17 protein-coding genes are annotated in these 17,932 nt (G+C 41.8%); 10 read left to right on the top strand and 7 right to left on the bottom strand.

Going from position 1 to position 17,932, the window contains the following annotated elements:
- Positions 1-154: 154 nt before the first annotated feature.
- Positions 155-769 (top strand): class I SAM-dependent methyltransferase, encoded by a 615-nt coding sequence (locus tag NWP25_RS01235; protein WP_280650905.1) that lies wholly within the window; start codon positions 155-157, stop codon positions 767-769.
- 51 nt (positions 770-820) lie between these two features.
- Here NWP25_RS01235 and NWP25_RS01230 read toward each other — a convergent pair whose 3' ends face one another.
- The 4 genes from NWP25_RS01230 to psbB form a co-directional block, all read right to left on the bottom strand.
- Positions 821-1,555, bottom strand: a complete 735-nt coding sequence (locus tag NWP25_RS01230) for an HAD family hydrolase (protein ID WP_280650906.1) — start codon at positions 1,553-1,555, stop codon at positions 821-823.
- 208 nt (positions 1,556-1,763) lie between these two features.
- Positions 1,764-2,906: a 30S ribosomal protein S1 gene (locus NWP25_RS01225; RefSeq protein ID WP_280650907.1), complete on the bottom strand. Its 1,143-nt coding sequence runs from the start codon at positions 2,904-2,906 to the stop codon at positions 1,764-1,766.
- A 300-nt stretch (positions 2,907-3,206) separates the two neighbouring features.
- A complete protein-coding gene (locus NWP25_RS01220; RefSeq protein WP_280650908.1) occupies positions 3,207-3,314 on the bottom strand; it encodes a photosystem II reaction center protein T in 108 nt (35 codons plus the stop codon).
- 119 nt (positions 3,315-3,433) lie between these two features.
- Positions 3,434-4,963, bottom strand: coding sequence for a photosystem II chlorophyll-binding protein CP47 (psbB, locus tag NWP25_RS01215; RefSeq protein WP_280650909.1), 1,530 nt, complete (start codon positions 4,961-4,963; stop codon positions 3,434-3,436).
- Positions 4,964-5,904: 941 nt separating this feature from the next.
- Here psbB and NWP25_RS01210 point away from each other — a divergent pair.
- From NWP25_RS01210 to NWP25_RS01180, 7 genes are all read left to right on the top strand, one after another.
- On the top strand, positions 5,905-7,545 hold the full coding sequence (locus NWP25_RS01210; RefSeq protein WP_280698732.1) for an ABC transporter substrate-binding protein: 1,641 nt from the start codon (positions 5,905-5,907) through the stop codon (positions 7,543-7,545).
- A 126-nt stretch (positions 7,546-7,671) separates the two neighbouring features.
- A complete protein-coding gene (locus NWP25_RS01205) occupies positions 7,672-8,697 on the top strand; it encodes an ABC transporter permease (protein ID WP_280650911.1) in 1,026 nt (341 codons plus the stop codon).
- A 408-nt stretch (positions 8,698-9,105) separates the two neighbouring features.
- Positions 9,106-9,843, top strand: a complete 738-nt coding sequence (locus tag NWP25_RS01200) for a cation transporting ATPase C-terminal domain-containing protein (RefSeq protein ID WP_280698730.1) — start codon at positions 9,106-9,108, stop codon at positions 9,841-9,843.
- A gap of 111 nt (positions 9,844-9,954) precedes the next feature.
- Positions 9,955-10,743 carry an ergothioneine biosynthesis protein EgtC gene (gene egtC / locus NWP25_RS01195; protein WP_280698728.1) on the top strand — a complete coding sequence of 263 codons (789 nt, stop codon included), beginning with the start codon at positions 9,955-9,957 and terminating at the stop codon, positions 10,741-10,743.
- Entirely contained in the window at positions 10,718-11,977 is a 1,260-nt protein-coding gene (egtB, locus tag NWP25_RS01190) for an ergothioneine biosynthesis protein EgtB (protein WP_280698726.1), read from the top strand. Before egtC ends, egtB begins: the two co-directional genes overlap by 26 nt.
- A 204-nt stretch (positions 11,978-12,181) precedes the next feature.
- Positions 12,182-13,216 carry an L-histidine N(alpha)-methyltransferase gene (gene egtD, locus NWP25_RS01185; RefSeq protein ID WP_280698724.1) on the top strand — a complete coding sequence of 345 codons (1,035 nt, stop codon included), beginning with the start codon at positions 12,182-12,184 and terminating at the stop codon, positions 13,214-13,216.
- 174 nt (positions 13,217-13,390) lie between these two features.
- The gene (locus tag NWP25_RS01180) at positions 13,391-14,140 is read left to right on the top strand and encodes a hypothetical protein (RefSeq protein WP_280650928.1); all 750 of its coding nucleotides are present in this window, start codon (positions 13,391-13,393) and stop codon (positions 14,138-14,140) included.
- 3 nt (positions 14,141-14,143) lie between these two features.
- On the opposite strand, the gene NWP25_RS01175 is transcribed toward NWP25_RS01180, so the two are convergent.
- Both NWP25_RS01175 and NWP25_RS01170 read right to left on the bottom strand, forming a co-directional pair.
- Positions 14,144-15,274, bottom strand: coding sequence for a quinone-dependent dihydroorotate dehydrogenase (locus NWP25_RS01175; RefSeq protein ID WP_280650929.1), 1,131 nt, complete (start codon positions 15,272-15,274; stop codon positions 14,144-14,146).
- A gap of 122 nt (positions 15,275-15,396) precedes the next feature.
- On the bottom strand, positions 15,397-15,642 hold the full coding sequence (locus NWP25_RS01170; RefSeq protein ID WP_280650932.1) for a four helix bundle protein: 246 nt from the start codon (positions 15,640-15,642) through the stop codon (positions 15,397-15,399).
- Positions 15,643-15,772: 130 nt separating this feature from the next.
- On the opposite strand from NWP25_RS01170, the gene NWP25_RS01165 reads away from it, so the two are divergent.
- Both NWP25_RS01165 and NWP25_RS01160 read left to right on the top strand, forming a co-directional pair.
- Complete coding sequence (locus NWP25_RS01165) at positions 15,773-16,150, top strand: hypothetical protein (protein ID WP_280650930.1); 378 nt, start codon at positions 15,773-15,775, stop codon at positions 16,148-16,150.
- 29 nt (positions 16,151-16,179) lie between these two features.
- Positions 16,180-17,652: a WD40 repeat domain-containing protein gene (locus tag NWP25_RS01160; protein WP_280698721.1), complete on the top strand. Its 1,473-nt coding sequence runs from the start codon at positions 16,180-16,182 to the stop codon at positions 17,650-17,652.
- A 114-nt stretch (positions 17,653-17,766) separates the two neighbouring features.
- Here NWP25_RS01160 and NWP25_RS01155 read toward each other — a convergent pair.
- On the bottom strand, positions 17,767-17,932 hold a 166-nt coding region (locus NWP25_RS01155), incomplete at its 5' end, for a transposase (RefSeq protein WP_280698782.1).

Below are 17,932 nucleotides of genomic sequence, written 5' to 3'. Positions count from 1 at the left end.
CTAATACAACTAACCAATATTTAAATGAGTTTTCCCTAGGATCAAGATAATTGCCAAAATCTCAAAGAAGTACAGTTGAAAATTGGGACGAACTGTTCATCCCAATACCTTTAAGTTAACCTTGACTCAGAAGACCACCAGAAATTATTGATCAATGACCTTTAACTTTCTCAGGAGCAAAAAGCTCCTTTTTGACACATGGGCTCGGACCTATGACTGGCTTTTTCCTTCAGTAATTTATCAAGCTATCCATCAGCGGTTGCTGGAGTATGTGAATTTACCAGAACGAGCCAATATACTTGATATGGGCTGTGGTACTGGACGACTACTTAACCGCCTGACAACTAAATTTCCCCATGTCCGTGGCACTGGATTAGATTTATCTTCAGAAATGTTACGAATAGCAAGAATGAGTAATCGCCACCATCCACGTTTAATTTATATTGAGGGTAAGGCGGAATGTTTACCATTTGCTGAAGGTCAGTTTGATGCGGTTTTTAGTACTATTAGCTTTCTACACTATTTGCAACCTGAACAAGTCCTCACTGAAGTAAAGCGGGTGCTTACTCCTGGGGGGCACTTTTACTTAGTAGACATCACAACTAAACAACAGACAGGAACCCAACTATTACCAATTTCTCCTCGTGGGATTAGATTATATAGCTCTCAACAACGGGAAATTTTGGGTTCATCGGCTGGATTGTTATCTGTGAGTCATCACTATTTACTAGGGCCTGTATTGCTAACAATTTTTGCTAAACCAGCTTAGAGTGGTGATAACTTTTTTAAAACGACAATTTGCAAATCCCGAAAGGTTTAATCAAGATGCCAAAATTACAATCTCATCCAGTTGATTAATCACTACATCCGCACCTTCAACGTGATCTAACTTACCCACCCAAGTAATACCAATACAACCTGCAGCTTGGGCGTGACGTGCCATTTGCATATCACCAACAGCATCTCCTACCATCAATGTGTTAGTTGGTTCTACCCCCAAAGCTTGACAAGCCTGTAAAAACAACACTGGATCTGGTTTACTAGGTCCGTCATCCACTCCTTTTTTAAGCTGGATGTAATCACTTAATTGGTGTCGTGCTACAAAATCATTAACTTCCGCTGTGGTTGCCGCTGAAATTATACCAAGTTTCATTCCTGCCATTGACAAGGATTTCAACAAATTTAAACTCCCTGTAAATAGTGGTGCAGGACTGCTACTGAGGTATTTTTCGGCTTCGTCTAAGGCTTGACGAGCTATTTTTAAAGACTCAAACCATCCTCTCCCAGTTTCGGCAATATATGCAGCTGCGGCAATTTCGGTTTCACGGCGACTGGCTACGGAAATTAAACCTGCTGGGTCTAAGATATCGCCATTTATGCCGAAGGCCATTAATAAAGGTTCGCCAATTCCAGGAATTTGAGCGTCTATGATGCGGGCACTTTTTTGTCCAAGCGATCGCAAGTAGGCTTCAGAGTCCTCCAATGTACCATTTTTGTCAAAAAAAATCGCCTGGATATCAGAAAAGCTGATGTTTCTACATTTAATAGTTACCAAAATATTTCATCCCAATAAGGTAAAAACTCACACGATAGCGTTAAAACTGGAGTTTAGACGAATTCGCCACAAAAAAGAGGGTTTTTCCCTCTTTAATTAATAGTTTAATTGTGTTAGTTACAAACAATTCAAACCACAACCTGATTAGCCTCAATTAAGAACTTGGCTGTGGATTTAATTAAATGCAGCAAATGTAGCGAAACTGTGCTTAACCTTCCTGTTCAACAGCAGCTGGAATTTCTTCTTCAGTCACAGTTGCTGCGGAAGTTGCTTCGACTACAGCTGATATTTCTTCGGTTGCTGCTGGAGTTTCTACCACATCTGTAGTTTCAGCCGATACCTCTTCTTGAGTTTCCGTTACCACTGGGATTTCTTCTTCAGTTGTTGCTTCTACTGCTTCTTCCGCACCTACAACTTCTTCAGCTTCTGTAGGTGTGAGAGTAATACCTTGCTGTTTAGCTAACATCTGCTCGCGATACTTAGCTGCCATTTCTTCGGCTTTATCATAAACCAAATCACGGTTTTTAATCATATCACCAGGTTCGGGTTCCAGTTGCTTGGTAGACAAGGAAATCCGACCCCTTTCTGCGTCCAAATCAATGATCATGACTTTAACTTCATCATTGACATTGAACACGCTATGAGGTGTATCAATATGCTCGTGAGAAATTTCTGAAATGTGCAGTAATCCGCTTACACCACCAATATCTATAAAAGCACCGTATGGTTTAATACCCCGAACTGTACCAATTACAACTTCCCCTACTTCTAGGCGGTTCATCTTGCGCTCAACTAACGCGCGACGATGAGATAGAACTAAGCGGTTACGTTCTTCATCTACTTCCAGGAATTTCAATGGCAGTTCTTCCCCTACCAATTCTTCCTTAGGTTTCCGGGTGCTAATGTGTGAGCCGGGGATAAACCCACGTAATCCTTCAATTCTTACCAATGCACCGCCACGGTTGGTAGCAAACACACCGGAACGAACAGTAGCATCTTCTGCTTGCAGCTGACGTACGCGCTCCCAAGCACGCATGTATTCAATGCGACGAATGGAAAGGGTGAGCTGACCATCTTCGTTTTCATCAGTAAGGATGAAAAATTCCCTGGTTTCATTGGATTGTAAAACTTCTTCCGGGGCATCAACCCGGTTAATAGACATTTCTTGTATGGGTATGTAGGCTGCTGTTTTAGCACCTATGTCAATCAGAGCGCCGCGCGGCTCTATACTGAAAACTGTGCCTGGTACAATATCCCCAGGGCTGAAGTGATAGTCATACTTGTCAAGTAGAGCAGCGAAATCTTCGTGAGTAAATCCAATTTCTGTAGCGGTTAAGTTCTGATTGACCATGCTGATTTGTTCCTGGTTCTAGTCTCCGTAAAGGTTGTGGCATAGGAGTGATGTATATCCAAGGCACTAGGGCGCAGGTAGTTATGCCTACGTCGTTTTTTGTCCCAGTGCATAAAAGCTAGTACTAAAACATATTAACTTCCAGATATAACATTCTATCACATATGCCATGAATTATTATAGATTTTTTTTCAGTCAATATGCCTCCCAGGTATTGACTAATGTAAATATCCGCTGCTACGACCAATAGTAACAGCGGATAACAAGTTTAAATGCTCTTAAATGTATATTAAGAGCAGTCTATTTTTCTTCTTTCTTTTCAATGCGGGGAGGTTCCCGGAATGCAATGGAAAAGAAAAGAACTCCTAATGCCAAAGCAAAAATCAAGATATACGCAACGCTTTCCATATTAAAAGCTCCTGCCTAACCAGCTAGTAATGATAGTTTATCAGTCTATGAGATTAGGTTTTGGGGGCGGGGTGTGAGAAAAAGTATTTCCCAGTACCCAATCCCCAATCCCGAAAAATTTAGAGAGCTTCCTTCCGGCGGGTAGTTTTATCACCCACTTTCTGGAACAGACCCCACTCAACTTGCTCTTCTAGATCGGCTTCAACACCAGCAAATACGTCTCGGTAGATTGTCCGAGCACCATGCCAGATATGACCAAAGAAGAATAGTAGAGCAAATACAGCGTGTCCAAAGGTAAACCAACCTCTCGGGCTAGTGCGGAATACACCATCAGAGTTCAAGGTTTCACGGTCAAAATCAAAGATTTCTCCACCTTGAGCCTTACGGGCATATTTCTTCACATCGGCGGGATCTGTAAAGGTTTGACCATCCAGGTCACCACCATAGAAACTGACAGTAACACCAGTTTGTTCAAAACTGTACCTTGATTCTGCGCGACGGAAAGGAATATCAGCGCGGACAACTCCGTCAGCATCGGTCAAGATGACTGGGAAAGTTTCAAAGAAGTTGGGTAGACGGCGTACGGTCAATTCTCTGCCTTCACTATCTGTGAATACAGCGTGACCTTGCCAAGATTGGGCAATACCATCACCCTTGACCATGGGACCAGTACGGAATAGACCACCTTTAGCGGGGCTATTGCCGACATAATCATAGAAAGCGAGTTTTTCGGGAATTGATGCCCAAGCTTCTGAAAGAGTTGCACCTTCAGCTAGCTGAGTTTGTACGCGACGCTCAATTTCTTGAGTGAAGTAACCCTGATCCCACTGATAGCGAGTAGGTCCAAACAGTTCAATAGGGGTAGTGGCGTTACCGTACCACATAGTACCAGCAACAACGAAAGCCGCGAAGAATACCGCAGCAATACTGCTAGAAAGTACTGTTTCAATGTTCCCCATCCGCAGAGCCTTGTATAGGCGTTCCGGGGGTCTCACTGTAAGGTGGAATAAACCAGCGATAATGCCAACTACCCCTGCGGCGATGTGGTGAGCGACAACGCCACCGGGGTTAAATGGGTTGAACCCAGCCGGACCCCATTCTGGTGCTACTGGCTGAATGCTACCAGTGACTCCGTAGGCATCAGAAACCCACATACCAGGACCAAATAGCCCGGTGAGGTGAAAAGCACCAAAGCCAAAACAAAGTAAACCGGATAAGAACAAGTGAATGCCAAACATTTTTGGCAAGTCTAGAGCAGGTTCACCAGTACGAGGATCTCTAAAGAGTTCCAAATCCCAGTAAACCCAGTGCCACACCGCAGCTAGGAATAATAAACCAGAAAGAATGATGTGAGCCGCAGCTACACCTTCAAAAGACCAGAAACCAGGATCCCTTGCTGGACCACCAGTAATACTCCAACCACCCCATGATTCTGTAACGCCTAAACGTGCCATGAAGGGCAGGACGAACATTCCTTGCCGCCACATGGGGTTAAGAACTGGATCACTGGGGTCAAAAATAGCTAGTTCGTACAGTGCCATTGAACCAGCCCAGCCTGCAACTAAGGCTGTGTGCATCAAGTGTACAGAAATCAACCGACCTGGATCATTCAGAACGACTGTGTGTACTCGGTACCAGGGTAGTCCCATCGACTACGCTCCTCCTCGATGAATTATGTTTACAAAGCAATTTTTTTACTGAGGTTCTGAGGGATGGAACTTGTTAAGGTTCCCAGTTGCTTGGGTGGAGTCCATCCTCCTATAGCACTGTTTTATCGCCATTCAGTGAACTCTCTGAGTTTTTTTTATTGCTAGTATTCTGAATTTAACCACAAATTAGTCTTGATAAATCAGACGTTGTGGCCACTTTGGTAATGTGTTTGCACAGGCTTGGTTGCTGTACTTTACATAGTAGCCATGGCCTGTATAACTGCCGAGAGATTTTCTAGATGAAAATTCCTCCCTGGTTTTTTGGGAACCTCGTAAACGCTTCTGAAACGTTTGGGCAGGGGCAAAGGCTACTTTTGAGTTAGCAACTTTTTGGCTGTCCACACAATTGCCAAGGAAAAATGAGAATGTTTTAAAAAGTGTAACTATATTGTGGACTGGTTTGCAAGGGTTTAGTTAGATGCGATGGCATAGAAATTTTAGTATTATGTAACTACAAATTACCGTGATCAATTTTCTAGCTTGTCATGGCAGGTTAGAACCTAGGGGATTGTTGAACAAGTTAAAAGGCAAAATTTATACTTTTTGTACTTTTTATACTTTTATACTTTTATACTTTTATACTTTTGTTGGCCTTTTCAGTTAGCCAATTACATCTCAGTGAGGTAGACAACATCACATAGAACTGGGTATCCCCAAGCCCCACAAGGTTTATCATCTTGAAACTTGTACTTGATTAATTTGTACAGTGCTGTAATTATTTTGCTCTTCGGCAAATGTGAGTCCGTGGCAATGTGTATAAAATAGTGTTAATTTTAACTGAATAATTTATATAAACGTATATTTACTTAAAAATAATTTAAAAGTCAAATAATATAGTATAGTTGTTGACTGCTCAATTCAAAAATCGAGTATCTAAGACTATGACTTGGTTTTCCTTCACTGCAAGACAATGGAGTAGGGTAGCAAAATTTTTATCATTGTTTTGTTTATGCGTACTTTTAGCTGTGAGCTGCGCTCCTCCCCAGCAGACAGCAACTTTATCATCTGGTAAAAGTGATAATCGAATTACTTTAGGTACAACACTAAAACCAAGAACCCTTGATCCAGCAGATACCTATGAGTTGCCTTCCCTGTGGTTGGTGTCTAATATGGGAGACCGCCTTTACAGCTATGAACCAGGTAGTACGGAGATTAAACCCCAATTAGCTACAGCATTACCGAAAATTAGCGCTGATGGTTTAACTTACACTATTCCCTTACGTCAGGGAGTTGTTTTTCATGATCAAACTCCTTTTAACGCCAAAGCAATGGAGTTTAGTATTCAGCGATTTATTGAGAATAAGGGAAAACCCTCATTTTTATTATCGGATACAGTGGATGTAGTGCAAGCTACAGATGAATACGAGTTAACAATCCGCTTAAAAAAACCATTTGCCGCATTTACTTCACTGTTAGCATTTTCTGGTGCCTGTGCATTATCACCCACAGCTTACCAAATTGGTGTTGGCAAATTTGAGCCGAATATTTTTGTGGGGACTGGCCCTTACCAATTAGCGGAGTATGGTACAGATTCATTGAAATTGGATGTATTTGATAAATATTGGGGGAAAAAACCAGCTAATCAAGGCGTAAATGTGCAAATACAGACAAGTCCAGTGAATTTGTTTAATGCTTTCCGTACAGGTGCAGTGGATGTAGCTTATCTGTCTCTACAACCAGATCAAATTCGCACCTTAGAAGCAGGGGGGAAAAAAGGAGATTGGCAAACAATTACTGCTGAGGGTAGTGTTGTAACTTATATGGTGTTAAACCGAAATCAGCAACCTTTAGATCAACCAGAAGTGCGAGGAGCGATGGCGGCGATGATCGACCGTTCACTAATTAATGAACGGGTTTTATTTGGTCAAGGAGAACCGCTTTATAGCATGATTCCCACTACTTTCAATGTTTCCCAGCCATTTTTTAAGGATAAATATGGGGATGCTAACTTTGATCAGGCTAAAGAATTATTAACAAGTGCTGGTTTCTCTCCAGAAAATCCCGCCAAAGTACAAATTTGGTATCCTTCTAGTTCAGCTAACCGCAGCTTGGCAGCACAAACACTTAAATCTCTGGCTGACGAAAAAATGGGCGGATTACTGCAAATAGAAATTAGTACTGTAGAAAGTGCTACATTCTTTAAAGATATTTCTAAGGGGATATATCCGGCAGCTTTGGTTGATTGGTATCCAGACTTTTTAGACCCGGATAATTATGTGCAGCCATTTTTATCTTGTCAAGTAGGGTCTAATGCTCAAGGCTGCCAAGATGGAGGTAGTAAAAATCAGGGTTCATTTTACTACAGCGAGGCTATGAATACATTAATTGCTCAACAACGCCAAGAGCAAAATCCCACAGCCCGTGAGCAAGTTTTGATAGAGATTCAAAAGCAAGTGGCTAATGATGTGCCTTATATTCCTTTATGGCAAACCAAAGATTATATATTTGCTCACAAGGGTGTGAATAATGTTCAACTTGACCCTACCCAAAACTTAGTTTATCAAACTATCAGCAAGCAATAAAAGGGTGATTTGTGATTATGTCCGTCAGTATGCCCACCCCATCATCGTTTTAGCTGATATGAACTGATTTATATAGCTGGGCTAACCCGGCTATTAAATATCTTCTTAACAATTACAGATGAAAATATGTCTCGTTCTCAGGCTTTAAAATATTACATCGCTTCTCGGTTACTGCTCGCACCCCTGCAACTATTAACTATTATTACTATTGTTTTTTTATTACTTCGAGCTGCGCCGGGAGACCCAGCAGATGCAATTCTGGGGGGACGTGCGCCGGAAGCTGCTAAGGAGGAGTTACGCCAACAGCTGGGTTTAAATCTTCCTTTGTGGTTACAGTATGGGAATTATTTACTTAATTTACTGCGCTTTGATTTAGGAACTTCCATAACTAGTCGGGGACAGGATGTGTGGGAAATTATTGGGCAATATTTCCCCGCCACTGTGGAGTTAGCGGTATGCAGTATGACGGTGGCGCTGATTGTAGGTATTGTCGCCGGGACTCTTTCTGCTTCTCGTCCGGGTACTTACTTTGATATTGGTGGTCGATTATTCGGTATTATTACTTACGCACTGCCGATGTTTTGGGCGGGAATGCTGTTACAGTTGATTTTTTCTGTACAATTAGGTTGGTTTCCTACTTCCAACCGTTTTCCTCCTCATCTCCCCAGTCCTGTGTCTATCACTGGGCTATATACTATAGATAGTTTGCTCATCGGTAATTTTACTCAGTTTTTCATATCTTTGCACCATTTAACTCTACCGAGTCTGACCTTGGGAATATTGCTCAGTGGCATTTTTGAGCGCATTGTTCGGGTAAATCTTAAACAAACTCTCAAAGCAGACTATGTGGAAGCCGCTAGAGCTAGAGGAATTAATGAAAATAAAATTTTAGTTTCCCATGCCCTAAAAAATGCCCTCATCCCAGTAATTACAGTGTTAGGATTGACTTTTGCTTCTCTGCTGGGAGGTGCAATTTTAACCGAGGTAACATTTTCCTGGCCTGGTTTAGCAAATCGTCTCTATCAAGCTATTTCTGACCGTGATTATCCCACAGTTCAGGGAATATTAGTATTTTTTGGGGCAATTGTGGTTACTGCGAGCATATTAATTGACATTCTCAACGCCTATATTGACCCACGGATTCGCTATTAGTCCCAAAATATCACCGACTTCTAAGAGGAGTCCGGCCATGGAACTTTATTGAAAAGGTCTATCACGGTTTAACCCTGACCCAAGAAACCCCAACAGACCTTTGTCATAAATAGTATGTAATGGTTGAAACTAGAATATCCATACTTTTAGGTTAACGGAGTTTCAAGTTTGACAAATACCACTGTTCCCAACTGGGCAAAAACCACAAAACTATTGTTAAATTGTTGACTCAAGCCCAGATGTTTGGCTTGAGCGGAAGTAACACCTTGGCTGCGATCGCATTTCAATCAGACTAGTTATTTTCTCAGTTGGACTTACTTTAGGCTATGCTCTGGGATTAATTCCTGGTTCTGTGAATAGGTAGATACCAGGTAATGTTGACTTAAGCAAGCTCAAGTAGGTTTAGCGATGGGTAGCGGAACAGCGATCGCTAAAGAAGCAAGCGACATTATTTTGCTGGATGACTCTTTCCGCAGTATTGTCAATGCGATTGTTTGGGGGCGTTCACTTTATCAGAATATCCAACGTTTCATTGTGTTTCAATTAACCATTAACGTTGTCGCCTTGGGAATTGCTTTACTTGGACCATTTATTGGCGTAGCCTTACCTCTAACTGTCACTCAAATGCTATGGGTGAATTTGATTATGGATACTTTTGCAGCTTTGGCTTTGGCTACAGAACCACCTAATGGGATGGTTATGAAGCAAGCTCCTCGTCATCCAGAAGCGTTTATTGTCAATACTGCAATGGCAAAGAATATTTTAGCTACGGGGTTAGGTTTCTTAATTTTTTCCATTGGCTTTTTATATCACATCCGTGAAGATGGAAATATTACTGCTTATGAGCTTTCTGTGTTCTTCGCTGTATTTGTAATGTTACAATTCTGGAACTTGTTTAATGCTCGATGCTTGGGATTAAGTCAGTCCGCCTTTACGGGGTGGTGTAAGAATAAAGCATTTGTGGCCATCGCTATCACTATTTTTGTGGGACAGATATTGATTATTCAGTTTGGTGGTAGCATATTTAGAACAATACCTTTGTCTTTCATGGACTGGGTGGGTGTAGTTGGGGGCACATCCATAGTGCTTGTCATTGGTGAACTTTGGCGTTTAATTAATTCGCGACTTTATCAGCTGAGTAGATAGTAAATAGCACAATGCACATTAATGTACATCGGTAGATACTTTTCGGCGGAACTTCTCTAACCGACGGGATAAAATAGAGCAAAATTAGCTGTTATACAGTAAATTTACCCTATGTGCCGCTTACTTGCCTACCTGGGTCAACCCGTCACCCTAGAAGATATACTATATAAACCTGAACATTCCTTAATAGTTCAGAGTTACCAACCCCGAGAAATGACCTCTGGGGTTGTAAATGCTGATGGCTTTGGTATAGGTTGGTATCATCACCAAAAACATACCCCCCCATTTACCTACAAAAATACCCTACCCATCTGGAACGATTTAAACCTGCCTCATCTGAGCCGTTATGTGGAATCTCAATGTATACTAGGTTATGTTCGCAGCGCCACACCGGGACAAGCTTTAGATTTTGCCAATTGTCAGCCCTTCCACCACGAACAACAGCTATTTATTCACAACGGATATATTGAGAACTTCCGCCCATCACTATACCGAAAAATCCGTAATCAATTAACTCCTGACTGTTACGACTACATTAATGGTAGTACTGATTCAGAGCATATTTTCGCCCTGCTACTGTCTCAGGGTGAAATCAATCAACAGATATTTGCAGAAGATGCTTTACACAATACCCTAGTGATTTTATTACAAATGGCAAAACTCCATGAAGTCAGAGTTTGCGCCAACATAGTCTTTAGTGATGGTCATGGTTTAATTGCTTCGCGCTTTTCTAGCACTACCCCTGGGCCATCGCTGTATTGGCTCAAAGATGACCTAAAATTTCCTCAATCTGTGATTATTGCTTCTGAACCGTTATTTACTGGTAATTGGACTGCTTGTCCAGAAAATAGCATTATCAGTGTGGGAGAAGACCGTGATATCCAGATTAAATCAATCTAGCGTCAAAGAAGCTATTTTTAATGCCTTGGTGGAATGTCGCCTCAAAACCCAAAACCTCTTTCAGGGTATGGATGAATCTACATTTTGTAGTCAGCCTCATGGTGATTTTAGTCCCGTGGGATGGCATCTAGGACATATTGGTTATACAGAGTCTTTATGGTTACTAGAACACAGCGCGGGTTTACCTTGTGGGTTCCCACAATATCGCAAGTTATATGCAGCTGATGGTTTACCTAAATCAAAACGTGTCCAGTTACCTTCTCTAGAGCAAACACTTAATCACCTGAATACAATTAGACAGCAGGTATTGCAGCGTCTAGAAATCGTTGATATTGAACAAGAAGAACTTCTGTGGCGCTTTTTAGTTCAGCACGAAAGTCAACACTGTGAAATTATTAGCTTGGTGCTGGAATTGATTAAGTGGAAACAAGGGAATACCCAAGGGACCGGGGCAAATATTGGTTCTGTGTCCTTACCCAGCAATATCAGCGAGATGATTCTCATCCCATCTGGTGAATTTGAACAGGGAAATGACCATATATCTGCTTTGGATAATGAGCGCCCTGCACATAAAGTATATTTAGATGCCTATTATATTGACCGATATCCCGTGACTTGTGGACAGTATCGTTTATTTATGGAGGCTGGAGGCTACGACAATCCTCAGTGGTGGTCAGAAGCTGGATGGCAATGGCGACAAACCCACCAGGTGATTAAACCACTTTACTGGTCTGGTCATCCCCAGAGGGATAATCATCCAGTTTGTGGGGTGAGTTGCTATGAAGCAGAAGCATATTCCCGATTTGTGGGTAAACGGCTACCTACAGAGGCTGAGTGGGAAAAAGCGGCAAGTTGGGATGCTCAAGCTCATAGTCATCGCATCTATGCTTGGGGGGATGAATTACCAACATCCCAACGGTGTAATTGCGGTGGCTTGATTGGTGATACTACACCAGTGGATGCCTACCCAGCCGGACAAAGTGCCTATGGTTTATACGACACTCTAGGTAATGTTTGGGAATGGACTGCTACGTATTTTCATGGTTACTCTGGTTTCCAGAGCTACCCTTACATGGGTTATTCCCAAGTTTATTTTGACCGCAAGCACCGTGTTTTAAAAGGCGGGAGTTGGGCTACACTTCCTTGGGGATTACGTACTAGTTTTCGTAACTGGTATTATCCCAGGGTCAACCAAATTTTCGCAGGGTTTCGCTGTGCTGCTAGTCAAGAGTAAAAAAAATATTCAAAGAGGTTTCCATGAGAAAATCCTTAGAGATTGGTTGAAAACTTGATTAACCTAGCTCAGACGTGATGTTATGATATCTGGCTATGTGTTTCACTGGCTAAAGTCAAGTTTATTCGTCTCAAGAAGGCGATGGATGTTTTCTTTGTTAATGACCAATTAAAAATTGGTGTAACAATACACGATGGAGGTTGAATGTCGATATACAAAGCTTCTAGCAGCAAAATTAGTTACCCAAAAAGCATTAAAGAACGCTTGCAAATCCAGGGTTTGACTGCAACGGATGAAATGGTTAGGTCTGGTGCTGGAACTGATGTGATTAAGGGATTAACTGCAACACCCAAAACCCTGACTCCCTGGTACTTTTATGATGATCTTGGGTCTGAGCTGTTTGAGCAAATTTGTGAATTACCAGAATATTACGTAACACGTACAGAAACGAAAATTTTACAGCAGTGCGCCGGTGAAATTGCCAGAATCACCGGACCTTGTGAGTTGGTAGAATTGGGTAGTGGTAGCTCCACCAAAACCAGAATTATACTAGATGCGTACCAGCAACTAGGCTACCCCATGGTGTATGTACCCATTGATGTGAGTGCGGGGATATTAGAAAGTAGTGCTAGGCAGCTGTTGGCAGATTATCCTTCTTTGGAAGTTCATGCTCTTGCAGGGACTTATGAATTGGCCCTTGGAAAAATCCTACCATCCCAATTACCCAGTCGGATCATTGTTTTTATCGGCAGTACTTTAGGTAATCTGCACCCCGAAGAGTGTAATGTCTTTTTGTCTGAAATTACAAATTCTCTGCAAGTAGGTGAATATTTCTTGTTGGGCATAGATTTACAAAAGCCAAAACATATCTTGGAACCAGCTTATAACGATAGCCAAGGTGTGACGGCAACCTTTAACCTCAATATTTTGACACATCTCAATCGCCGATTTGACGGTAATTTTGACACGACGCAGTTTGAACACTGGGCGTTTTATAACGAAACAGACCATCAAATAGAAATGCATTTACGCAGTTTGCAATGGCAGACCGTGGAATTAGGCGCTCTCAATGTTCAGGTTAATTTTGCTCCGGGGGAAACTATCCGCACTGAAATTTCTCGTAAATTTCAACTCAACACCATGACACAGCAACTTACTGCACAGGGTTTAGTACCACTCCAAGTATGGACTGATGCTAATGAGTGGTTTGGTTTATTGCTGTGTCAGTTGCAAGGATAGTTTTTTGCCGAGGGGATAAGGGGAAAGAATGTAACAATAGGTAGCGGTATTTCCCCCCCCCTTGTTTTTTTCGGTGATTTTGCTGTAACTTTGCCAAAGGATACAAAAAAATGTGCAAATTTTTGCCAAGATAATAGTATTATTTTCCAAAAATTCCAATTGGCAATAATCGGCATGAGCGAAAAAATAATCGAAAGCAACGGAAAAGGTTTTCTCGTTTTAATTTTGCCAATCTCGTTTTTGATCATTTTCCTGGTTGCTACGTGGAAAGTTTTACTGGCAGTCTTGGTGCTAGTGATTATTTTTCAACTTTGGCAACAATACCAATGGCAAAAGTGGTGTGGGCAAGTTGATCCCGTTTTCCATGAAATGATTCGGGAAAATCAAGGTAAGATTACCCCCATGGATTTAGCCATGAAAGGCTATTTGTCTGGAACAACGGCAAAACGGTACTTAGATGCTAAGGCTAATGAATTTGGTGGTTATATCCAGAAGACACAAGAAGGAGGTGAGGTTTATTACTTTATAACTGCCAGTACTCTTGGGGATATCTTTGATAGCAGTGAACCGCCGGAAGAACTTTCTACTCAACCATTGAATACAACTGCGACATTGGGGGAAGCACAGTGGCAAAAGCAATCTCTTTTAGCACCACCACCACCCCAGCCTGTGGAGTCAGCACCCCAAAGCGAAGCACCACCACCACCCCACCAGAAGGTTAAGCAATCCCTAGAACAGCAGTTACTTTTTGGTTCTCTGATTCAGTCAGAACTAGCCAAGCGGCTAAATGTTTATTCCAGCACAGTGTACAAACGCCGTAATGACCCAGATTTTTCAGAGTGGTGTCGTAACAAAGACCCTGATGGTATCGCCTGGATGTACTCAGAAAAAACTAAGGAGTTTTTTCCGGTGGAAGAAGACTAAAAATTATTTTTTTACGTCCCTACCTAGGGCTTCCGTGATGGAATTGAACTGATTTTTTTCCAGTTGTAAAAGTAAACCTGCAAGAATTCGGCGTACCATCATCGGGCCTTGGTAAATCCACCCTGTATATACTTGTATTAAACTTGCACCAGCAGTGATTTTTTCCCAAGCGTCTTCAGGGGTAAAAATGCCACCAACACCAATAATGGGGATTTTACCTTGGGTTTGCTGCCAAATAAACCGAATTACTTCTGTAGAGCGCTGGCGTAATGGCGCACCGCTAATTCCACCTGGTTCTTCCTGGGGTGATTTACCTGTTTGGTCAATTACTTGAGTTTTCAATCCTTCACGTCGGATAGTTGTGTTGGTGGCAATAATTCCTGCTAGTTGGTAAGTTTTGGCTAAGGTAATAATATCGTCAATGGCTTCCCATTCTAAATCTGGTGCAATTTTCACAAGCATAGGCTTTTGTGAAGAATTTTCTTGCTGTAATAAATCTAAAATAGAACCGAGCATCACAGCATCTTGCAGCGATCGCAACCCTGGAGTATTGGGAGAAGAAACATTAACCACAAAATAGTCACCCAAGTCCTTGAGTAAGCGAAAACTATCAAGATAGTCTTTCGCTGCTTCCTCTAGGGGTGTCACCTTGGATTTGCCTAAATTTATCCCTACGGGAATTGTTCGCCCTAAATCTTGGTAATCTGTGCTTAGTCTGGTAGCCATTGCTGCAGCACCACTATTATTAAAGCCCATGCGATTGAGAGCAGCTTGATCCAATGGTAAGCGAAATAACCGCGGACGGGGGTTTCCTGGTTGGGGTACAAAAGTCACAGTTCCTAATTCTGCAAAACCAAAACCCAGACTAGACCAAATTTTTAGCCCCACCCCATCCTTATCAAAACCCGCTGCTAACCCCAAAGGGTTGGGAAACCTTAGCCCCCATAAATTTTGTTCTAAGCGTGGGTCTTGCAGACAAAAGGACTGCTGTAAACGTTGATTAACCCAGTGAGCAGAAGGGTTGCTAGTGTGTGAAAGCCAGCTTAAAGTACTAATAGTTTGCTGATGTAACCACTCTGGGTCAGCCTTGATGACATTAAACAATACTGGACGAATTGCTTGGTAAAAATCCATTGTCGGTTTTACTTGAGGGAAGAGGGAACGGAAAATGGGGAATGGGGAACAGGTGGAAAAAATTTTAATTTTCGATTTTTTTAATAATACTAATAATCATTGGGCTTTCCTCTTTTAAGAAGTTAAGAATCATTATCTTTTTCTGTGCATAATCCTACATGCTCTGATAAAATTAGGTGGGTTTCTAATTCATTAACTGACCCTTGGGCTATGTTTAGAAATCTTACATATTCTCCTTTATATCGTCCTCCATATCCTTCAGCTATATTAGCTGGAATAAATACTGCACTTCTTCTGATTTGTTGAACCATAGCACATAACTCATCTTTGGGAAAAAGTTTAGTTAGGAAATAGCATCTTTCATTCAGTGATATCCATGCCTTTTTGCCAAATCGTTAACTCTTTAAAGTCATTAATATCTGACATTCTTCCCATTCTCCGTTATTAACTATTTTCTCCCATAAAAGTAATTAAGGATGAAACATGGACCCTATTTCTATGATTATTGCTGCTTTAAGCGCCGGTGCTGTGGCTGCTAGTAAAGATACTGCTGAGAAAGCAGTTAGAGATACCTATGAAGGGTTAAAAACCTTAATTAAAAAGAGGTTTGCTGACCAGGGTAAAGAAGATGATAGTAATATTATAGACAAGTACGAGAAAAAGCTAGAATCACCAGCATTTAAGGAATTACTCAAAGAAGAGTTAACTAATTTGAGTGCACAGCAGGATGATAAAATTATCGAGTTAGCAAAAAAATTACTGAACCAGGGAGAAGCTGAAGAACCGACAGCATCTAAGTATAATACGGTCTTTCAAGGAGAAGTGAAGGGGGCGCAAATAGGGGATGACAACACACAGAACAATACATTTACCTAACTATATTTACTTAAAAGTCGAGTAATTCAGTGGATCAAACAAGTTCTCAATATCATTCACCCTTTGAACAAGAAGTCAAAAGTGCTGTGGTTGGAGAACATAATGTTATTTACAACTACTTCTACTACAGAGAACAAGTCAACCCCCCAAGGCCATCCAGCCCAGATGATGACCATCTCCCTTGTCCCTATCAAGGCTTATTTCACTTTGGACCAGAGGAAGCAGATTTTTTCTTTGGGCGGGAAATATTTATTGAACAACTGTACACTGCTACACAAACCCGTAAATTTATCCCCTTACTGGGTGCATCAGGTAGCGGTAAATCCTCAGTAGTTTTAGCGGGATTAGTACCTAGGTTACAAAAACAAGGTCATTGGCAATTTACCCACTTTCGCCCTGGTTCGGAGCCATTCCGTGAGCTAGCATTAGCATTAGTTCCACTTTATACCCCAGAATTAAACGCCACAGAAAAAATAGCCCAAGGGCGCACCTTAGCCACATACCTAGAACAAGGCACCATCAGTTTATCCGATGTTTTCGCCCAAATTCAGCAGAACCACCCGACTCATCGGGTGTTACTCATAGCAGACCAATTTGAAGAAATTTATACCCTATGTCCCCAGCAAGAAATTCGCCATCAGTTTTTAGATTGCCTACTAGCTAGTTTAACAAAACCTAGTTCCCAGATGGTTTTAGTCACCACCATGCGGGCGGACTTCCTGGCCAATGCTCTATCCTATCGTCCCTTTGCCGATGTTTTGCAAAATGCTGACCTGAAAATTGCCGCCATGAACCGGGAGGAACTCACACAGGTGATTACCAAACCGGCTGAGAAATTAGGAGTATCCTTTGAGGGGGGACTAGTAGAAAGAATTTTAGATGATGTAGCAGACCAGCCAGGAAATTTACCATTACTAGAGTTTGCCCTAACACAGTTGTGGAACCAGCGCCTGGGTAAACAATTAACTCACAGCATTTATGAAGCAATTGGGGAAGTAGAGGGAGCATTAGCTCGCTATGCAGATGAGAAATATGGCAACTTGACAGCAGCACAAAAAGAAAAAGTCCAGCGGATTTTTATTCAACTAGTACGCCCAGGGGAGGGAGCGGAAGACACAAGACGCATAGCAGTGAAAGCAGAAATGGGGGAAGAAAGTTGGTTGTTAGTCAAAGAATTGGCAGATGCGCGGTTAGTGGTGACTAGTCGTAACGTCACCGCACAAGAAACAGTGGAAGTAGTCCATGAGGCGTTAATTCGTAACTGGGGAGACCTAATCCGCACCCTGGAGGGGCATAATAGCTGGGTTCGGAGCGTCATTATCAGCCCCGACGGCAAAACCTTGGCTTCTGGGAGTGGGGACAACACCATTAAAATCTGGGATTTAGATTTAGACTCTTTAATACAGCGCAATTGTGATTGGGTGCGGAATTATCTCCAGAACAGTTCCGAGGTCAGTGAGGAAGATGGGGGCTTGTGTGATGACATCTCCTCATCAATGTGAATATAAAGCCTTTTGGTGTGTCTCATGAAGTACACACGTAAATAATATGGGAGGTTGGTAGCCCCGTGTTTTTAAACCGGGGTGAAAAACCGACTCAAGCAGATTTATCTGCATTCAATGTCTATCATGATGTGGATCATTAATATAATCCATTACTTTAGATGTGCTAACTTTACCAGAAGTATCAAAAAAGTAACTCCTAGTCCACAAAGACGGCAGCCTCTTTAGTTCTGGAAATTCTTCTCTGAGTATTTTTGAACTTCTACCCTTAAAAGCTTTA

The sequence above is a fragment of the Umezakia ovalisporum Ak1311 genome, from assembly GCF_029891685.1.
GTDB lineage: Bacteria > Cyanobacteriota > Cyanobacteriia > Cyanobacteriales > Nostocaceae > Umezakia > Umezakia ovalisporum.
This window is presented reverse-complemented; position numbering and strand designations above follow the sequence as displayed.